This window comes from Streptomyces sp. NPDC031274 (assembly GCF_055570235.1).
Map to the genome: position 1 here is coordinate 1 of NZ_JBVIHP010000041.1, position 18,895 is coordinate 18,895.

Genomic DNA, 18,895 nt, shown 5'->3' on the forward strand with positions numbered 1-18,895 from the left:
ACCGACCGCGCTGGCTGCCGGGACCAACCCGGCGGGTGCGGGGAGCACACAGTGACGTTCGTGCCGTCCTTCGCCTGAACGGGATCATCCCCGCAGGTGCGGGGAGCACATCTTAGGCGGCTAAAGGTTCCCGGCCGCGCCGGGACCATCCCCGCGGGTGCGGGGAGCACTCCGGAGTCAGGTCGATTTCAACGCCTGCGCCGGGACCATCCCCGCGGGTGCGGGGAGCACGCACGTCAGTTACCCCGAGATCCTGTGTGCCGGGGACCATCCCCGCGGGTGCGGGGAGCACTTCAACACGGCGGCCTCCAGCGCTGCCGTGTACGGACCATCCCCGCGGGTTCGGGGAGCACGCCGCCCTTGTGGCTGCATCGTCGCCGCTGTGGGGACCATCCCCGCGGGTGCGGGGAGCACGGAGATGGCGCGTGGGACGCGGGCGGCATCGCGGGACCATCCCCGCGGGTGCGGGGAGCACTCCCAGTTGAGCCGCGCGGCCTTCCGTACGTCGGGACCATCCCCGCGGGTGCGGGGAGCACGCGGGCGTCGGCCCCGGCGTGCTCTACCGATGGGGGACCATCCCCGCGGGTGCGGGGAGCACAGTAGCGGCAGGCGTGGCATGCCGAGTCGGTCGGGACCATCCCCGCGGGTGCGGGGAGCACTAGAACCGGGCGGTCCAGCCGCTCGCGCCGTTGGGACCATCCCCGCGGGTGCGGGGAGCACACGGGGCCCCGGTACGACCAGCGCTGAACCCGGGGACCATCCCCGCGGGTGCGGGGAGCACGTCACCATCAGAGAAATGATGAGCGCGGGAATGGGACCATCCCCGCGGGTGCGGGGAGCACGCGGGAGTCCATAGGGGGTGTCTCGGCCAGCCGGGACCATCCCCGCGGGTGCGGGGAGCACCCATACGGGCATCAGCTCTCCCCCTTGCCCTTGGGACCATCCCCGCGGGTGCGGGGAGCACCTCGAACTGACCGAAGAGGGACACCTGGGAGGGGGACCATCCCCGCGGGTGCGGGGAGCACGCGAGATCGCCCCCAAGAAGGCGCCGCTGTCCGGGACCATCCCCGCGGGTGCGGGGAGCACAACGGGCGGAACCTCGGTGGTGCCCGCACTGCGGGACCATCCCCGCGGGTGCGGGGAGCACTTCGAGGGGTCTATCGACGCGCTCACGGAGTCGGGACCATCCCCGCGGGTGCGGGGAGCACTCGGGGAAGGCGCGGCGGTGCGGCATGCCGACGGGACCATCCCCGCGGGTGCGGGGAGCACAGATGGCCACCCCTGCCGATCCGGGCGGGAGCGGGACCATCCCCGCGGGTGCGGGGAGCACAGCTGGATACCGGGGAGGCGGGCGGCCTGGGTGGGACCATCCCCGCGGGTGCGGGGAGCACAGGCTGACTGTCGGGCGGACGTGCTCGCGCGGGGGACCATCCCCGCGGGTGCGGGGAGCACACAGAGCTAACGAAGCACTACTAGTGCTGGATTCCTCTTTCGCTGGGTATATGTCTGGGTGGCGGGGACGTTGGTGGTACTCGGGGGCGGGTGCTGGACGATGGTTTTACGGGCGCGACCGGGGCGTGACGAGGGTGAGCGGACCGTCGTTCGCCGGTTGGCGCGGGCACGGAAGGCTCCGCGTGATGCAGTCATGCGGGCCCGGATGATTGAGCTGAGCTGGTCGGGGCTGCGGGTGCCTGCCATCGCCGCGGAGCTGGACTGCAGCCAGAAGACGGTCCGTTGCTGGCTGCACCGCTTCAACCGCTCAGGCCTGCAGGGACTGGACGATCTGGGCGGGCAGGGCCGCAAGCGGCGGATCACCGAGGAGGAGCGGTCGAGAATCATCTCCCTGGTCAAAGGCGTGCCGCCGGGGCGGCTGCGGTGGGAGCCCGTCGGGGAACTGTGGGCCTTCGATGAGTCCGGACCATCGGAGTGGACACTGGATTCTCTGGCTGCGGCAGCGCGGGCCGAAGAAATCGAGGTGGGCCGCTCGCAGGTCCGCCGGATCCTGCTCGCCGAGGGTGTGCGCTGGCGCCGCACCCGGTCCTGGACACGTTCGAAGGACCCGGACTTCGTCCCAAAAGGACAAGGATCATCGGCCTCTACACCCACCCGCCCGACGACGCGACGGTGATCTGCGCCGACGAGCTGGGGCCGGTGATCCCACGGACCTTTCCGCCCGCACCGGGCTGGTCACCGGACGAGCACAGGATAAAAGCGGAACTCGACTACAGCCGCGGACCGGAGAAGACCTGGGTCTACGGCGGTCTGCGGCCAGCCGACGGCCAGGCCGTCACGATGACCGCGTCCTCCCGCAACAGCGTCTTCTACCAGCAGTTCCTGCAACTGCTCGAGGACACCAACCCGAACGGCGAAATCTGGATCGTCACCGACAACCTGTCCAGTCATAACAGTGTGTCCACCCGGACCTGGCTCGAAGACCATCCCCGCATCCACCACGCCTTTATCCCCGTCGGCGCTTGCTGGCTCAACCTGCAAGAAGGCTGGTGGCGCATCTTCCGCAAGGCCGCCCTCGCCGGCCGGTCGTTCGCCAACCCCGACGACATTGCATACGCCACAGCCCTCGCAACCAGCCAGCTCAATTCCCGTGCCAGCCCCTGGGTCTGGGGCAGACCCGCACCACCAACCCGCCAACTACGGCGCCGATATACGTACACCGTTTGAGGAATCCAGCACTAGGCCGTTTCGGGACCATCCCCGCGGGTGCGGGGAGCACTGGCCCACCCTCAAGGGGCTTGAAGCCAGGCCGGGACCATCCCCGCGGGTGCGGGGAGCACGCCGAGGCCGAACAGATCAAGGCTGCGGGGGAGGGACCATCCCCGCGGGTGCGGGGAGCACAGGCGGGCACGTCTGGGGTGCGCGTCATGGTCGGGACCATCCCCGCGGGTGCGGGGAGCACGGGCAGCGCATCGAGGACTTCGGGCGCTATGAGGGACCATCCCCGCGGGTGCGGGGAGCACGCTCCGTGGCCTGCGGTTCTATCGCGGCTGGGTGCTGGTTTCCGGCAGCTTCGCCGATTCGGGCATAACGGGCATCGGGGGTGGTGGATTCCTTGGCGCTGGTGGGTGCTTGAGCGTCGAGTGTGCGCGACGCGCGATAGTACGACGTGCTGTGAGCTGTTGTCCGGTTTCTCCGTTATCTGTTCGTACAGGGGTGCGTGTTTTCTGTATCGCTGTCGTGGTCTTGGGTTTGCGTGTATGCCTGTGGCATGAGGGTTGAGGGGGAGTTAGGTGCGGGGCTGGGGGGTCGGCTTGGGGGGCCGGTGCGTTCGGTGTGGGCCAAGCACGACCGGGATACCGAGGGGTGGCTGCCGCTGTGGCGGCACATGGACGACAGCGCGGCGGTGGCCGGGTTGTTGTGGGACGAGTGGCTGCCTGCGAGCGTGCGGGCGCTGACGGCTGAGGTGTTGCCGGGCGGGGCGGAGGACGGCCGGTCGCTGGTGGTGTGGCTGGCGGCGGTGCATGACATCGGCAAGGCCACGCCGGCCTTTGCCTGCCAGGTCGATCAGCTTGCCGACGAGATGCGTCGGCAGGGTCTGGCGATGAAGACCCGGGGGCAGTTCGGGGCCGATCGCAAGATGGCTCCGCACGGGCTGGCGGGGCAGGTGCTGCTGGCCGAGTGGCTGGAGGAGCGGCAGGGCTGGCCGGCCCGGCAGAGCGGGCAGTTCGCGGTCGTTGTGGGCGGCCATCACGGGGTGCCGCCGGAGCACGGGCAGCTCAATGATCTGTATGACCGGCCGCACCTGCTGCGGTCGCCGGGGGCCAGTGAAAAGCTGTGGCGGCGGGTGCAGGAGGAGTTGCTGGAGGCGTGTGCCGCAGAGTACGGCGTGCGGGAGCGGCTCGACACCTGGCGGACGGTGAAGCTGGCGCAGCCCGTGCAGGTGCTGCTCACCGCCGTGGTGATCGTCGCTGACTGGATCGCCAGCAACCCGGACCTGTTCCCGTATTTCCCGCAGGAGACCCGTAGCGGTGAGGAGCGGGTCGCCGCGGCCTGGCGTGGGCTGCGGCTGCCTGCGCCGTGGCGGGCCGAGGAACCGGCCGGGGGCGCACAGGAGGTGTTCGCGTCGCGTTTCGCTCTGCCGCCGGGGGCGGAGGTTCGGCCAGTGCAGGAGGCCGCGGTGCGGCTGGCGCGTGAGATACCCGCGCCTGGCCTGATGATCGTTGAGGCGCCGATGGGGGAGGGGAAGACGGAGGCCGCGCTCGCGGTCGCTGAGATCTTCGCGGCCCGTTCTGGCGCGGGCGGGGTGTTCTTCGCCCTGCCCACGATGGCGACCGGGAACGCGATGTTCCCGCGGCTGCTGGAGTGGCTGGACCGGCTGCCGGCGCGGGAGGGTGAGAGGCGGTCGGTGCTGCTGGCGCATTCCAAGGCCGCGCTCAACGACGAGTACGCCGAGTTGATGCGCAGTGGCCGGCAGGAGATCGCTGCCGTCGATGTGGACGGCGAGGCGGGACGGTGGCGGCCCTCGGACGGGACGCGGTCGGCTCCGGCGGAGTTGGTGGCCCATGCGTGGCTGCGGGGGCGCAAGAAGGCGATGCTGGCGTCGTTTGTCGCCGGGACGGTGGACCAGGTGCTGTTCGCCGGGCTCAAGAGCCGCCATCTCGCGTTGCGTCATCTCGCTGTCGCGGGCAAGGTCGTGGTGATCGACGAGGCGCATGCCTATGACACGTATATGAGTGTCTATCTGGACCGGGTGCTGTCGTGGCTGGGCGCCTACCGGGTGCCGGTGGTGGTGCTGTCCGCGACGCTGCCCTCGGCCCGTCGCCGTCAGCTCGCCGAAGCCTATGCCGCAGCCGGTGGTGAGACCGATGGAGCGCCGGATGGTTTTGAGGAGGTGGCCCAGGCTGTCTCCTATCCGCTGCTGACCGCCGTGACGCCCGGTCAGGTTCCGGTCGTTGAAGGGACGGCGGCCTCCTCGCGGGGCAGTGAGGTCCATCTGGAGCGGATCGACGACGACCAGATGGTGCTGGCCGAGCGGCTGGCGGCCGAACTGGAGGGCGGCGGCTGCGTTCTGGTCGTACGCAACACGGTCCGGCGGGTTCTGGAGACGGCCCGGGTGCTTCGGGCGCGCTTCGGGGATCGGGCCGTGACCGTGACCCATTCGTGTTTCGTCGATGTGGACCGGGCGGCGAAGGACGCTGATCTCCTGGCCCGGTTCGGGCCGCCGGAGAAAGCCGAGGGGCGGCGCCCGGCCGGGCCGCACATCGTGGTCGCCAGCCAGGTCGCCGAGCAGTCCCTGGACGTCGACTTCGACCTGCTCGTCACCGACTTGTGCCCGGTCGACCTGATGCTGCAGAGGATGGGACGCCTGCACCGTCACCGGCGCGGCACCGGACAGGCGGAGCGCCCCGCGCGGCTGCGTAGGGCACGGTGTCTGGTCACCGGTATCGACTGGAGCGGGCAGGTGCCGGTGCCGGTGCGCGGGTCGGTCGCCGTATACGGGGCATACGCGCTGCTGCGTTCCGCTGCTGTTCTGTTGCCCCACCTGGAGGGAGCGCGGCGGCCCGTGCGGCTGCCCGGGGACATCAGCCCCCTGGTCCAGGGCGCCTACGCCGACTGTCCCGTCGGCCCCGCAGTGTGGTCCGAGGCGATGGCCGCGGCGGGGGAGCGGCACGCGAAGCACCGGGTGGAGCAGACCGGGCGGGCGGAGGTGTTCCGGCTGGATGAGGTGGGGCGGCCGGGCCGGCCGCTGATGGGGTGGATCGCGGCGGGCGTGGGCGATGCGGACGACACCCGGGCCGGACGGGCCCAGGTCCGCGACAGCAAGGAAAGCCTGGAGGTGGTGGTCGTGCAGCGGCGTGCTGATGGGGCGCTGGCCACCCTGCCCTGGCTCGCGAAGGGCCAGGGTGGGCTGGAACTGCCCACCGACCGGCCTCCGAGGGCGGCTGCGGCGCGGGCCGCGGCCAGTTGCGGTCTGCGCTTGCCCATCCAGTTCTCGCATGCCGCGGTCATGGACCGCGCGATCGCCGAACTGGAGGAACTCTATATACCGGCCTGGCAGGGCAAGGACAGCCACTGGCTGGCCGGCCAGCTGATTCTGGCGCTCGACGCCGATTGTCAGACCTCTCTGGCAGGCTTCGCACTCCGCTACAGCCCAAGCGACGGCCTCGAGGTGAGCAGTGACTGAATCCGGTGAACCAGCCGCGTTAGACGGCGTGTTGACGTTCGACCTGACCCGCCGGCCGTGGATCCCGGTGCTGGATGAGGACGGCGTGCAGGACGAACTGTCGCTGCGTGACGTCTTCTACCGTGCGGGCCAACTCCGGGGCGTGGCGGGGGATCTGCCCACCCAGGAGTTCGCCCTGATACGTCTGCTGCTCGCGCTGGCCCACGACGCGCTGGGCGGCCCGCGCGACACTGAGCACTGGGCACGCCTGTGGGCCGACGAGGACTGCTTCGCGCCGGTGGCGGCCTATCTGGACGAGCACCGTGAGCGGTTCGACCTGCTGCACCCGTCCACGCCGTTCTTCCAGGTCGCACAGTTGCGCACCGTGCGCGACGAGGTCTTCTCCCTCAACCGGGTCGTCGCGGATGTCCCCAACGGGGAGCCGTTCTTCACCTCCCGGATGCCGGCCGTCGATCGGCTCGGTTTCGCCGAGGCGGCCCGCTGGGTCGTGCACGCGCACGCCTATGACACCTCCGGCATCAAGACGGGCATCGAGGGCGATACCCGGGTCAAGGGCGGCAAGGTGTATCCGCTGGGGGTCGGCTGGGCGGGCGCGCTGGGCGGGGTCTTCGCCGAGGGGCAGACGCTGCGCGAGACCCTGCTGCTGAATCTGGTCGCCGCCGACACCAGTGGCGTGCGGTTTTCCGGCGACGACGCTCCCGCCTGGCGGCGCGAGCCGTGCGGCCCCGGTCCGTCGGGCCGCACGCGTCCATCCGGCGTGTGTGACCTGTACACCTGGCAGTCCCGCCGGCTGCGCCTGCGCTTCGACACGGAGGGCGCCTACGGCGTCGTGCTGGGGTATGGCGATCCGCTCGCCGCGCACAACATGCATGGCGAGGAGCCGATGACCGCCTGGCGCAGGAGCCCGGCGCAGGAGAAGAAGCGCGGCGAGCCGCTGGTGTATCTGCCGCGCGAGCATGATCCGGCCCGGTCGGCCTGGCGGGGTATCGAAGCCCTGGTGGCGGGGCGGGCCGAGGCCGGTCAGGGCGGTGAGGCCGCCAAGATGCTGCGGCCGGGAATCCTGGAGTGGGTCGCCCGGCTGGTGACGGAGGGCGAGTTGCCACGCGGCTATTTGATCCGGGCGCGCGTGGTGGGGGCGGTCTATGGAACGCAGCAGTCGGTGATTGACGAGGTCGTCGACGACCGGCTGGCCATGGCCGTGGTGCTGCTGCACCGGCAGGAGAGGGTGTATGCCCGCCAGGCCATCGACGCGGTCGGGGAGGCGGAGCGGGCCGTCACCGTTCTTGGTGATCTCGCCACGGATCTGGCCCGCGCGGCGGGCAGCGAGAACGAAGGCCCGCGCACGGCCGCTCGCAGCCTCGGCTTCGCGACCTTGGACGGCCCCTACCGCCTCTGGCTGCGCGACCTGGCCACGGCCGAGGACCCCGACGCCCACCGCACCCGCTGGCAGCAGGACGCCCACCAGCACCTGCGGCGCCTGGGCGAACAGCTCATGAACCAGGCAGGTGACGCCGCATGGGAAGGCCGGGTGGTGGCGACGAAGAAGGGCTCCGAGTGGCTCAACTCGGCGCTCGCCGACAAGTGGTTCCGCATCCGCCTGAGCAAAGCCCTCAGCGATCCCTACCCCTTTGACCGGCCGCCGGACGACGGCTCCGTACAAGAGCCCAACTCCTCACCGGAGGTGCCCGCATGACCACCACCACCGCACCCCCCACCCCTGCGCAGCGCGTCAGCACGCTCACCAGCGACATCATCGTCCCGCTGCAACGGGGGTATCTGGGCGACCAGCCCCACGCGGTGGGGGCACTGGCCCGGCTGCGCCGGGGCGCGGGCAAGGAGTTCTCCCAGGCGCCCGATCTGTGGGGGCTGGCCGACACCGGAGCCCTCCACGACCGGCCCGCCGACGGCGGACGGCCGCTGCGCGAGGACGAACTGATCCGCGCCGAGGACGCGGTGCACGTGGCGCTGACCCTGTGGGCACTGCACCAGCAGTCCCGCTCCACCCTCATGCACAGGCCCGGCTCGCGCACCGCGCCCCGGGGACTGGGTGCCGCGGTGCGCCAGTTGATGCCGCCGGGCGAGATCGCCGAGCCCATCCGCAAGCGTTTCGTCCGCGTCGGCACCGCACCCGGCCTGCCCGCTCTGGCCCAGCGTCTGCGCGAGATCGTCCTGCTGCTGCGAGGCGCAGACATCCCCCTGGACTACGCCCTGCTGGCCGGGCAGCTCTATGGCTGGACGGACCCCACCGGCCGCGAGGCCGTACGCCGGGCCTGGGGACGGTCCTTCCACTCCTACCGCGATTCCCAGAAGAACCAGGCGAACGCCCCGGCTGCTCCTGACTGCACCGACGACATCACTGACCTCACGGACAAGGACGCCTCGTGAACCGCATCTTCCTCGACGTGCACGCGCTGCAGACGGTGCCGCCCAGCAACCTCAACCGGGACGACACCGGGCAGCCGAAGTCAGCCGTCTACGGCGGGGTACCCCGGGCCCGCGTCTCCAGCCAGGCCTGGAAGCGCGCCACCCGCACCTACTTCAGCCAGGAACACCTCCTGGACCCGAGCGAACTGGGCGTACGGACGAAGAAGGTCGCCGAAGTCCTCGCCGCCCGCATCACCGCCCTCGATCCCGCCCTCATGGGCGCCGAGGCCCTCCAGCTCGCCGCCGAGGTGATCCAGGGAGCCACCGGTTCCAAGATCGAGGCACCCAAACGCAAGACCGAGGCCGCCAAGACCGATGCCGCCAAGGACGGCGGCCAGGAGCCGGCGCCGGAGTCGAAGTACCTGATGTTCCTCAGCGCACGCCAGCTCGACGGTCTGGCCGTGCTGGCCGTCGAGGGCGCGGCCGACATCAAGACCTTCCTCAAGGACAAGGACGCCAAGGCGCGCGCCCGGGAGATCGCCGATACCCGGCACTCCGTCGACATCGCCCTGTTCGGCCGCATGGTCGCCGACTCCGCCGACTTCAACGTCGATGCAGCCGTCCAGGTCGCCCACGCCATCAGCGTCCACCGCGTCGAGTCCGAGTCCGACTACTACACGGCCGTGGACGATCAGAACACCGACGCTGAATCGGGCGCCGGAATGATCGGCACCATCGACTTCAACTCCTCCACCCTCTACCGCTACGCGGCGCTCAGCGTCCACCAGCTCGCCAAGAACCTCGGGGAGGGACTGCGGGAGGAGGAACCGCGCACCGCACCCGTGCGGCGCGCGGTGGAGGCATTCGTCCAGAGCTTCCTCGAGTCCCTGCCGACCGGAAAGATCAACACGTTCGGGAACCACACCCTCCCCGACGCGGTGATCGTCAAACTGCGCACCACCCGGCCCATCAGCTACGTCGCCGCATTCGAGGAACCCGTCACCGGGGAGAGCGGGCACCTGCGCCAAGCGGTGGCTCGCCTGGCCGAGTATGTCCCGGACGTGGAACGCACTTACGGGGACGAGGAGTCCACCCTCTCCTGGATCCTGCGGGTCGGACCTAACACCGAGCAGCTCTCCGGCCTCGGCACGCAGGCCCACCGGCTGAGCGAACTGGTCGAGGCGGTCGGCCAGGCCGTCGCCGAGCGCCTGGACAAGCCCGCATGAGTGTCCTGCTTTTGCGGCTGGCCGGCCCCCTGCAAGCCTGGGGGGCATCGGCCCGCTTCGTGCGCCGCACCACCGAATCCGCACCCACCAAGAGCGGCGTCATCGGCATGCTCGCCGCCGCCCAGGGCCTTGACCGCGGCGACGACGCCGGCCTGGCCCGCCTGGCCGCCCTGCGCTTCGGCGTCCGCATCGACCAACCCGGCACCCGGGTAAGGGACTTCCAGACTGCTCACCACGCCGTCACCGGCAAATCCATGCCGCTGTCCGAGCGTTTCTACCTCGCCGACGCCGTCTTCGTCGCCGCCTTCGAAGGCGAGGCCCCTTTCCTGGACGACCTCCACACCGCCCTGCGCACGCCCGCCCACCCCCTCTTCCTCGGCCGGCGTTCCTGCCCACCGGCCCTCCCGGTGGAACTCGGCACCCGCGACAGTTCCCTCTCCCCGGCCCTGCGCGATGAGCCCTGGCAGGCCGCCGACTGGTACCAGCGCCTGCGCGGCCAGGAACCCACGGTGTCCCTGGTCGTGTCGCGGGAACCGGTCCCCGGCGAACAGCACGGGGACGTCCTGCGCGATCAGCCCCTCAGCTTCGCTGCCGCGCACCGGCGTCACGCCCTGCGCTCCGTGGTCAGCACCACCGTGGAGGTGCCCAACCCGCGCGCCGTGGCTTCCCGGAAGCCCGCCGCCCGCCCGGTGCCGCACCATGACCCGTTCGACGCCGTGGAGGAAGAGACCCTCTGATGTATCTGACCCGCTTCCGTGTGAACACCGCGCGGCCCGGTGCCCGCCGCCTGCTCTCCTCACCCCAGTCGCTGCACGCGGCCGTCATGGCCTCCTTCCCCGGCCTGCTGCCCACCACCAGCACGGCCGGCGTTGAAGGGCCCCGGGTGCTGTGGCGCCTGGATCACAACGCCCGGGCCGAGGTCTTCCTCTACGTCGTCAGCCCCCACCGACCCGACCTGACCCACCTCGTGGAGCAGGCCGGCTGGCCGGCCGCCGCCCTCGACCCGGACACCCCCGGCTGGCAAAGCCGCCCCTACACCCCCTTCCTCGACCGCCTCGCCACGGGCGGCGTCTGGGCCTTCCGGCTCACCGCCAACCCGGTGCACCAGATCCGGCGCAAGGACGGCGAACCCACCAAACGCACCGCGCACCTGACCCCCATCCACCAGCAAGGCTGGCTCCTGGACCCCCAACGCCAGGAACGCTCGGGCTTCCGCGTCCTGGAAAAACCTGCGGACCAACGCCTGCTGCCCGCCGGCACCACCCACCACAACCACCCCCACCACGGCGACCGCTACGAACTGACCGTCCGCGACGAGCGCGCCCTGTCCTTCGCCAAATCCCGCGAAGACCGGTCACCGGCCCACCGGGTGAAAGTCGTGACGGTCACCTTCGACGGACGCCTCGAAGTCACCGACCCCGACGCCCTGCGCCGCACCCTCACCCAAGGGCTGGGCAAGGCCAAGGCCTACGGCTGCGGCCTCATGACCCTGGCCCTCATCCCGACGCCTTCTGCGCCCGGGGAGTGAGGAGGTGCCCACGGTCGGCAAGCGTGCCGCCCTTACCCCGCGCCACCTCACCCGCACCGGCGAGCGGGTCTCCTTCATCTACCTGGAGCGCTGCACCGTCCACCGGGACGCCAACGCCATCACCGTCGAGGACGCCGACGGCACCACCCACATCCCCTCCGCCACCATCGCCACCCTCCTGCTGGGGCCCGGCACCCGCATCACCCACCAGGCGATGAGCGTTCTCGGCGAGACCGGAGCGGCGGTCGCCTGGGTAGGGGAACACGGCGTGCGCTTCTACGCCGGCGGCAGAGCGCTGAGCCGCTCAGCTGCACTCGTCGAAGCCCAGGCCACCCAGTGGGCGAGCCAGCGCAGCCGTCTCACCGTCGCCCGCGCCATGTACCGGCTGCGCTTCCCGGACGAGGACCCGGACGGCCTGACCCGCCAACAGCTCCTGGGCCGCGAAGGCGACCGTGTCAAAGAGTGCTACCGCGCCCAGGCAGCCCGCACCGGCATCCGCTGGCAGGGCAGGAAATACACCCCCGGCGACTTCGCCAGCGGCGACCCGGTCAACCAGGGCATCACCGCCGCAGCCCAGTGCATGTACGGCATCGCCCACGCCGTCGTCGCTTCGCTGGGATGCAGCCCGGGCCTCGGATTCGTCCACTCCGGACACGAACTGTCTTCGTCCTGGACATCGCCGACCTCTACAAGACAGAGATCGGCATTCCCCTCGCCTTCGACACCGCGGCCGAGGGCCCCGAGGACGTGGGCCCCCGCACCCGCCGCGGCCTGCGCGACCGCATCAACGAGACCGGACTCCTGGACCGCTGCGTCAAGGACATCAAGCACCTGCTGCTGCCCGGCACCCCGACTGCGGCTGACGACCGGGCCGGTGAACAGGACCATGTGACGCTCCAGAGCGACCGCGGCCACCAGGTGGAAGCCGGAGTGAACTACGGCTCCGCAGAGGTGGCCACAGACGCGGACGAGGCAGTCATCTGGTGACCGTCATCGTCCTCACCACCTGCCCACCCGGACTCCGTGGATTCCTCACCCGCTGGCTACTCGAAATCTCCGCAGGCGTCTTCATCGGCAACCCCTCCGCCCGCGTCCGCGACATCCTGTGGAACGAGGTCCAGCAATACGCGGGCCAGGGCCGCGCCCTGCTCGCCCACACCACCAACAACGAACAGGGCTTCACCTTCCGCACCCACGACCACGCCTGGCACCCCGTCGACCACGAGGGCCTGACCCTCATCCGCCGCCCGAACACACAGAAGCCCCCGGCCTCCGCCACACCGAAACCCGGCTGGAGCAACGCCGCGAAGCGCCGCCGATTCGGCAAAGGCTGACCCGACTCCATGCCTCTTTGGCTGCTTTTGCCGGATTCGGTGAAACTGCTCCGAAACGGCTCTAGGTGCTGACAAAACAGCAGGTCGAGCAGTGTGCTCCCCGCACCCGCGGGGATGGTCCCGCTCCGGTCGGTTCCAGGTGCGAGTGCGCGATGTGCTCCCCGCACCCGCGGGGATGGTCCCACCCCCAGCCCCGCCGGGTAGGCATTGCCGTAGTGCTCCCCGCACCCGCGGGGATGGTCCCACGTCGTGTCCCGCATCGTGCGCCAGGACGTGGTGCTCCCCGCACCCGCGGGGATGGTCCCTACCCGTTGACCCTCAAGCAGCTCGCGGTCCGGTGCTCCCCGCACCCGCGGGGATGGTCCCTTCGCCACCTCCGGGAGTTCGTTGGTCACGGAGTGCTCCCCGCACCCGCGGGGATGGTCCCATCCGCGACTACTACGCCCGCAGCCATCGAGCGTGCTCCCCGCACCCGCGGGGATGGTCCCGACCGCCTGACGGCCCCTCACCGGCTCCGGGGGTGCTCCCCGCACCCGCGGGGATGGTCCCCCGCCCGCCATCCCCATGCCGCCGTTGCCGTGGTGCTCCCCGCACCCGCGGGGATGGTCCCTGGGGCGGCGACTTCTACCCGTACTGGCTGCTGTGCTCCCCGCACCCGCGGGGATGGTCCCGCCATCGAATGGGCTCTCGCCGACATCCTCGAGTGCTCCCCGCACCCGCGGGGATGGTCCCTTCGCCACCTCCGGGAGTTCGTTGGTCACGGAGTGCTCCCCGCACCCGCGGGGATGGTCCCAGCCTGTCGTGCTCGGTCTCGTGCTCGGTGCCGTGCTCCCCGCACCCGCGGGGATGGTCCCGCCTGATGCAGGCGGCCCTGATGGTCGCAGGCGTGCTCCCCGCACCCGCGGGGATGGTCCCACCAGGGTCGCCGGGTCGTGCTGGCGGCGGACGTGCTCCCCGCACCCGCGGGGATGGTCCCAAGGCTGATGGAGACACCCTCTCCGAGCGGCTGTGCTCCCCGCACCCGCGGGGATGGTCCCGAGCTTGCCGCGTCGGCGATCACCCACGCGAGGTGCTCCCCGCACCCGCGGGGATGGTCCCAGCTGCTCCACACTCCGCACCGAGCGCACCGGGTGCTCCCCGCACCCGCGGGGATGGTCCTCAAGATCCGACATGAAGCCGCCGTGCAGCTCCGTGCTCCCCGCACCCGCGGGGATGGTCCGGATGCCCAGGCGCAGGCCGCGAAGACGGTGACGGTGCTCCCCGCACCCGCGGGGATGGTCCCAAGGCACTGACCCCCGGACAGGTCGAGACGCTGTGCTCCCCGCACCCGCGGGGATGGTCCCGACCCGGACTCAGCGCCGCTCTCGCCTACCTCGTGCTCCCCGCACCCGCGGGGATGGTCCCGCGATGCGGTCGGAGGCGATATCACTGCACGGGTGCTCCCCGCACCCGCGGGGATCACCCCCCTCCGAGACCGCAACGTCGGCCGCGAGTACGTGCCCCCCCGCACCCGCGGAGATGGTCCCGCGGGCGTCACCCGCCAGGCCCCGGTGGCGTCGTGCTCCCCGCACCCGAGGGGATGGTCCCTGCGGGGTCAGATTCATGCGCTTGAGGGTGGGGTGCTTCCCGCGCCTGCGGGGATGATCCCGCCCGGCGGCTGCTTGAGGCGGAGCTGCCGGAGAATGAGCGGCTCCGTGTGGCGGTGGAACTGTTGCGCACCGAGCCGGCGATGAGCGGCGCAGCGATCGGACCAGCGTTGAGAGCCGGTCAGCGCTGGCCGATTGATCTCAGATTCAAGTAATCGGCCAGCGTGTAGCCATTACCCTGATTGGCCGCTGAAGTCATCGGTGATGGCCGATGAGGCTGGGTCGGCCACTGGCCATATCCGATCCCACCGCACCGGCCATCACCGATGACCACGCACGAGTAGGCTCCTGAAGCCTCTCGCCCCTCGACGGCGGCACCGGCGCCTCGCCCGGACCCCACCGACATCCGTCGTGGCTAACCGCGGGCTGACCTGCAGGTATCAAGCCCTGTCGGTGCTGGCTACCCAGATCGGGTAACGGATGACCGGTCCCGGCTGGCCCCGATGAGCCCGGTAACCGAACGCGCGCAGGACCGCGGTTACCCGGCGGCATCATGCCCGGTGCGTGCCGGCGATGGGCGGCCCATCGTCCGCTGGTGGGTGGTTCCGGCCGCGACGGGCACCAGCGATGGCTCACCGATGGGCGGCGATGGGGTGACGACGACTCGACGATGGGTCGGTCGGCCACATCCGTCGGCCATCGTCGGCCACCCACGGCTCGCTGTGGGTGGCCGACGGGGCCAACAGGCGGTCAGGCCTTCGCCATGAGCTCGTTGAGGATGGCGATGGTCTCGTCCTCGGTCTCGGTGCCGAGCCTCATGTTGAAGTCCTCCAGGGCCTCGGCGGCCCGTTCCAGGGAGTCGTGGTCGCCGAGCGCGGCGTAGGCCTGGAAGAGGATGCGGTAGAGGCTCTCGACCTCCGGGGCGACGTCCAGCCCCCTGGCCGCGGCCCAGACTGCGCCCCTCGGGTCGCGGTCTTCGAGGCAGCGCTGGGCGAGTTCCTCGGCGGTGAGGACGATCTTGCTGAGCATGACCTGGGCCAGGTGTTCGGCCCACCGGTAGCGGCGGCGGTCATCGGACATGAACGGCCTGCCGCGGACGAGTTCGAGAGCCTCACGCAGCGCCTGGGGGGTGTGCGGTCCGCTCGTGGTTGAAGCGGCGTCGACGAGCTGCAGGAACTGGTGCCAGTCAGAGGTGACGGCGGGGGAGAGGGAGTAGCGGGCATCGGCGCTGGGGGGCAGCTTGGGCAGGAACGGGCGCCCGGCATCGTCCTGGCCTAGCCACGAGCGCAGACGGCTCACGCACACATTGCGGTACTTGGTGTGCCCCTCGGTCTGGGTCTCCTTGGTGGGCCACATCGCGGCATCCAGCGGCTGGTGATCCCGGCCGGGGTGCAGGACGAGCCACGCGGCGAGCTCAGTGTTGGTGCGCCGCCTGCTGCTCTCCTTGACCTCACCGCGGGCACCGACCACGTCGACGGGGCCAAGGACCCGGATCACGGGGCCCGTCGAGGTGATCCCGGGGCCGATGACCGGCGGATGCGACGTCCGCGAAGCGACCACCCCGCCGGCCCCCGGAGAGGGCTCAGGATCGGGGAGACGAACATTCAGCGTCGGAATGCTCTGCTGGGCCGGGAGAGGCGAATTGGTCAACGGCGCCAGTACTTCGCCCCCGTCGGCGTCATCTTTGGATTCCTCAGCACCCGCAGGCCGGGGCGACGCGTCGTCGTCAAGGTCGGCGTCCTCGTCCAGGCCAGAGTCCTCGAACGAGGCGAACTGCGCCAGGCTCGGCACCTGCCCGGGCTCGTCCGCTGTCGCCGTCGCCTTGCTCGGGGCCACCACCTGGGGAGCCCACGGATTGACGATCGGGGTATCGCTCTCGGGCTCTGAGTCGAGGTCGGCATCCGGGGCTGGGGGAGCGGCGTACAGATCCTGATAGGTCTCCTCCGGTACGGCCTCAGCGCGGCTGCGCTCCAGGATCTCCAGCGCGGCAGACCAATCGTCATCAGAGAAGGCCTGAAGACTGCACTCCAGCTCCACTCCCGCCAGTGGAAGCCGCAGGGGAGCGACGGCCGGATCGGTGTCCAGGACCCAGGACGTGTCGGGCAGCTCCACCGGCAACGGGCCGGACGTGATCAGCGCGGTGGCGCTGCGCGGCTGCGCAGCCGCCATCTCGACCAGCTCGGCCAGCGCAGCCGCATCCTCGTCCTGAAGACCGTCCGCCATCACCACGTGCGGCGTCCACGCGGCCGCGGTGTCCACCCCGGTCCGCGCACTCAGCAGGCCGTCACACCCGAGCACGGTGAACGCCCGCTGCTGATCGTGGTGGTGCGCCCGCACCACCGGGAGCGCCTGGTCCAGGTAGTCGTGTGCGGTGAGCCGCTCGGGCATCTCCGCCGCGGCCGCGCGCACCGCCTCGCCGACCAGGCTGACATCGAGGTGATGGGCGAACTCGCTCGTGGCCAGTTCCAGGGCGAGCGCGCGCTGGACCGCGGTGTGGGCTGGGCCGGACAGGTGTAGATGGCCGACGTGCTCAAGGTTGACCAGGACCAACTGGCCGGACTGGTCCCAGCCGAGGCTGAGCAGTGCCGGGTAGGGGTCCTCCACCTGGTCGAGCTCGTCCTCACTCAGCAGTTCGGGGCTGCTGGTGGGGCAGGTCCAGGTGAGCGTGCCGGGCTCGGTGCTGAAGGGAGGCACAGCGGGGGAGGGCGCGGACAGGTGGAGCACGATCTCTCGCTCGCCGACGACCGCGGCCGCCAGGGGCGGCAGGGCGGACCCGGCCTCGGCGAGATGAACTGCGGCCGTCCGCAGCGCCGTCGCCAGGACCGAGGAGTCCATGGTCGCCTCGGAGACGCGCAGGGCGTGCTCGATGTCCACCGCATTGCCGTCCGGCAGGGCGATGGCCTGACCGCGGCGCAGCCGGCGCAGCTGCTTGATGCGACGGATCCCGAGGAACGTCAGGAAGCCACTGGCCAGGACACCGGTTGCCGCCAGTCCCATCACACCTAGCTGCTGCCCCTGATCGGTGCTGGACTCCTGCGCATCGGCGGGAGCTTGAGGCGACTTTGCTGCGGCAGATGGCGAGGACTGCGCAGGCTCCTTTGTGGCCGGGCTTTCGGTGTCGCTGGGGGCGGGCTTTGCGGGTGCCTTCTCGGTGGGCGTGCTCTGCTCTGGCTGTGATGCGTCCGGTTTGGGGGTGGCTGTGGTGGGCGGCGTGGATGGCTTCGCCGCTCCGGCATCGGATTTGTCCCGATCACTCTCGTCGGCAGGGGGCACATCGTCGCGGTCCGCGGAGGGCGGCGGAGTGCTCTCGCGCTGCTGATCGCTTTCGTCTGCCGGACGGTCGGCGGGGAGGACGACCTCCTGCCCTGGATAGATCACATCCGGGTCCTCGACTGCGGGAAGGGCAGCGGGCTGGTCGTGGTCCTTGGTCGCCTCGTACAGCTCGGGATACTTCGACCCGTCGCCCAGCTGGTCCTCGGCTACGCCCCAGAGCGTGTCGCCCGGGTGCACGGTGACACGGTTCGAACGCTCGCCCTGCGGGCCGGGAGTGTTGTTTCTTGCAGTGTGGCTGTCGGGCATGCGGAGCTGCCAGCCCGGCTGCAGGAACGTGCTGGCGTGGAACGTGCTGCCATCGGCCATCGTGCGGCCCTGGTTGAGCTCGGCGATGTCCCGCCAGCGCTCACCGTCACCCAGTTCCGTCTCCGCGATGCTCCACAGGCTCTCTGCCGGGCGCACGTCGCGGACGGTGTACGTGGGGGTCGAGTCGTCATCCGCAGCAGTCGCGGTACGGGCCGTTGGAGATGACCCGGGTGCCTGCGGAGCCTGCTGGGGGTGGTGAGTTGCCGTGGCGGTGGCAGGCGGGGCTGCGGTGGCGGGGCTGGCCAGGGCGGTGCTGGTGGGCAGGAGGACCAGGATGCTGCCGACCAGTACGGCCGCCAGACGCTGGGAGGAGCCGAGCCCGCGTGGTGCCCGCCATTGGCGGCCGCGCAGTTGGGCGGGGATCTCCCGCAGGGTGCAGAACGTGAACTGCGCCCAGCCGAGCCACGCGATCGCCACGAGCAGAAGCAGGAAAGCGCCGCCGGTGTCCTGCCGGTCGAGCAGGTGGGCCAGATCGTTGTGGCTGGTGTCCCACACGACCGGGGTGACCTTCACCAACAGGAGAGGCAGGCCGGCGACGGCGGCGGCCAGGACGGCGAGGCTGGCCAGGGCGCGCAGCACCGCGGCGAGGGTGCGGCCTGTGCCTGTGGGTGCGGCGTTGGTACGCATCACGGTCCTTCGGGATTGGTGACGCCGTGCAGGAGGGTGGCCTGGCCGTGCCCGGTCACGTTCAGCGAGCCGATGCCCGCGACGGACAGGAACTTGGTGGCGTAGCTGTCTTTCGTGGTGACGGTCAGGGTCTTGCCGTCGGCGGAGACGACGGCAGTTCCTGCGGTGCCCGCGGAGCTCAGATAGGCCTGCGCGGCAGCCTGGGCGGCCTGCGGGTCCACCGTGATGGCGTCGCCAGGCACGGCCTGGGCCGGGTCGATGGCCTGTCCGCCGGCGCGTGCGGCCTCGGTGGCGATGAAGTCGGCGCTCTCGGTGGCGCGCATCTTGCCGCCCCCGTCAATGGCTAGGCCGATGATGCCGAGCAGCGCGATCACGCAGACGGCGACGAAGACGGTGATGCCGCCGAGGTCATCGAACCGCCGGTCGCCATAGGGAGGCTGGGGGAGTGACAT

General features: G+C 70.8%; 11 protein-coding genes, 1 pseudogene and 3 CRISPR repeat arrays. Of the genes and pseudogenes, 10 read left to right on the forward strand and 2 right to left on the reverse strand.

Features of this window, described 5'->3' with window-relative positions; genetic code table 11:
- Positions 1-19 precede the first annotated feature (19 nt).
- Positions 20-1,453: direct repeats of the CRISPR family, unit length 29 nt; unit sequence GGGACCATCCCCGCGGGTGCGGGGAGCAC.
- 99 nt (positions 1,454-1,552) lie between these two features.
- From ACZ5CR_RS40915 to cas2e, 10 genes and pseudogenes are all read left to right on the forward strand, one after another.
- Positions 1,553-2,128 carry a helix-turn-helix domain-containing protein gene (locus ACZ5CR_RS40915; RefSeq protein WP_468867519.1) on the forward strand — a complete coding sequence of 192 codons (576 nt, stop codon included), beginning with the start codon at positions 1,553-1,555 and terminating at the stop codon, positions 2,126-2,128.
- Positions 2,125-2,679 (forward strand): transposase, encoded by a 555-nt coding sequence (locus ACZ5CR_RS40920; protein WP_468867520.1) that lies wholly within the window; start codon positions 2,125-2,127, stop codon positions 2,677-2,679. The genes ACZ5CR_RS40915 and ACZ5CR_RS40920 overlap by 4 nt, the downstream gene beginning before the upstream one ends.
- Before the next feature lie 23 nt (positions 2,680-2,702).
- Positions 2,703-2,975: direct repeats of the CRISPR family, unit length 29 nt; unit sequence GGGACCATCCCCGCGGGTGCGGGGAGCAC.
- Between the two features lie 248 nt (positions 2,976-3,223).
- Positions 3,224-6,139, forward strand: coding sequence for a CRISPR-associated helicase Cas3' (gene cas3, locus ACZ5CR_RS40925; protein WP_468867523.1), 2,916 nt, complete (start codon positions 3,224-3,226; stop codon positions 6,137-6,139).
- 28 nt (positions 6,140-6,167) lie between these two features.
- Positions 6,168-7,832 (forward strand): type I-E CRISPR-associated protein Cse1/CasA, encoded by a 1,665-nt coding sequence (gene casA / locus ACZ5CR_RS40930; RefSeq protein WP_468867525.1) that lies wholly within the window; start codon positions 6,168-6,170, stop codon positions 7,830-7,832.
- Positions 7,829-8,524, forward strand: a complete 696-nt coding sequence (casB, locus tag ACZ5CR_RS40935) for a type I-E CRISPR-associated protein Cse2/CasB (protein ID WP_468867527.1) — start codon at positions 7,829-7,831, stop codon at positions 8,522-8,524. Before casA ends, casB begins: the two co-directional genes overlap by 4 nt.
- A complete protein-coding gene (gene cas7e, locus ACZ5CR_RS40940) occupies positions 8,521-9,729 on the forward strand; it encodes a type I-E CRISPR-associated protein Cas7/Cse4/CasC (protein WP_468867530.1) in 1,209 nt (402 codons plus the stop codon). The genes casB and cas7e overlap by 4 nt, the downstream gene beginning before the upstream one ends.
- Positions 9,726-10,466 (forward strand): type I-E CRISPR-associated protein Cas5/CasD, encoded by a 741-nt coding sequence (gene cas5e / locus ACZ5CR_RS40945; protein WP_468867532.1) that lies wholly within the window; start codon positions 9,726-9,728, stop codon positions 10,464-10,466. Before cas7e ends, cas5e begins: the two co-directional genes overlap by 4 nt.
- Entirely contained in the window at positions 10,466-11,257 is a 792-nt protein-coding gene (cas6e, locus tag ACZ5CR_RS40950; protein ID WP_468867534.1) for a type I-E CRISPR-associated protein Cas6/Cse3/CasE, read from the forward strand. Before cas5e ends, cas6e begins: the two co-directional genes overlap by 1 nt.
- Before the next feature lie 4 nt (positions 11,258-11,261).
- Positions 11,262-12,244: pseudogene (cas1e, locus tag ACZ5CR_RS40955) on the forward strand (type I-E CRISPR-associated endonuclease Cas1e).
- Positions 12,241-12,591, forward strand: coding sequence for a type I-E CRISPR-associated endoribonuclease Cas2e (gene cas2e / locus ACZ5CR_RS40960; protein WP_468867536.1), 351 nt, complete (start codon positions 12,241-12,243; stop codon positions 12,589-12,591). Before cas1e ends, cas2e begins: the two are co-directional and overlap by 4 nt.
- Positions 12,592-12,684: 93 nt before the next feature.
- Positions 12,685-14,239: direct repeats of the CRISPR family, unit length 29 nt; unit sequence GTGCTCCCCGCACCCGCGGGGATGGTCCC.
- A gap of 688 nt (positions 14,240-14,927) precedes the next feature.
- Here the strand turns inward: cas2e and ACZ5CR_RS40965 are convergent.
- Together ACZ5CR_RS40965 and ACZ5CR_RS40970 are read right to left on the reverse strand one after the other, a co-directional pair.
- Positions 14,928-18,443 (reverse strand): hypothetical protein, encoded by a 3,516-nt coding sequence (locus ACZ5CR_RS40965; RefSeq protein ID WP_468867538.1) that lies wholly within the window; start codon positions 18,441-18,443, stop codon positions 14,928-14,930.
- Complete coding sequence (locus ACZ5CR_RS40970; protein ID WP_468867540.1) at positions 18,443-18,895, reverse strand: pilus assembly protein TadG-related protein; 453 nt, start codon at positions 18,893-18,895, stop codon at positions 18,443-18,445. The genes ACZ5CR_RS40965 and ACZ5CR_RS40970 overlap by 1 nt, the downstream gene beginning before the upstream one ends.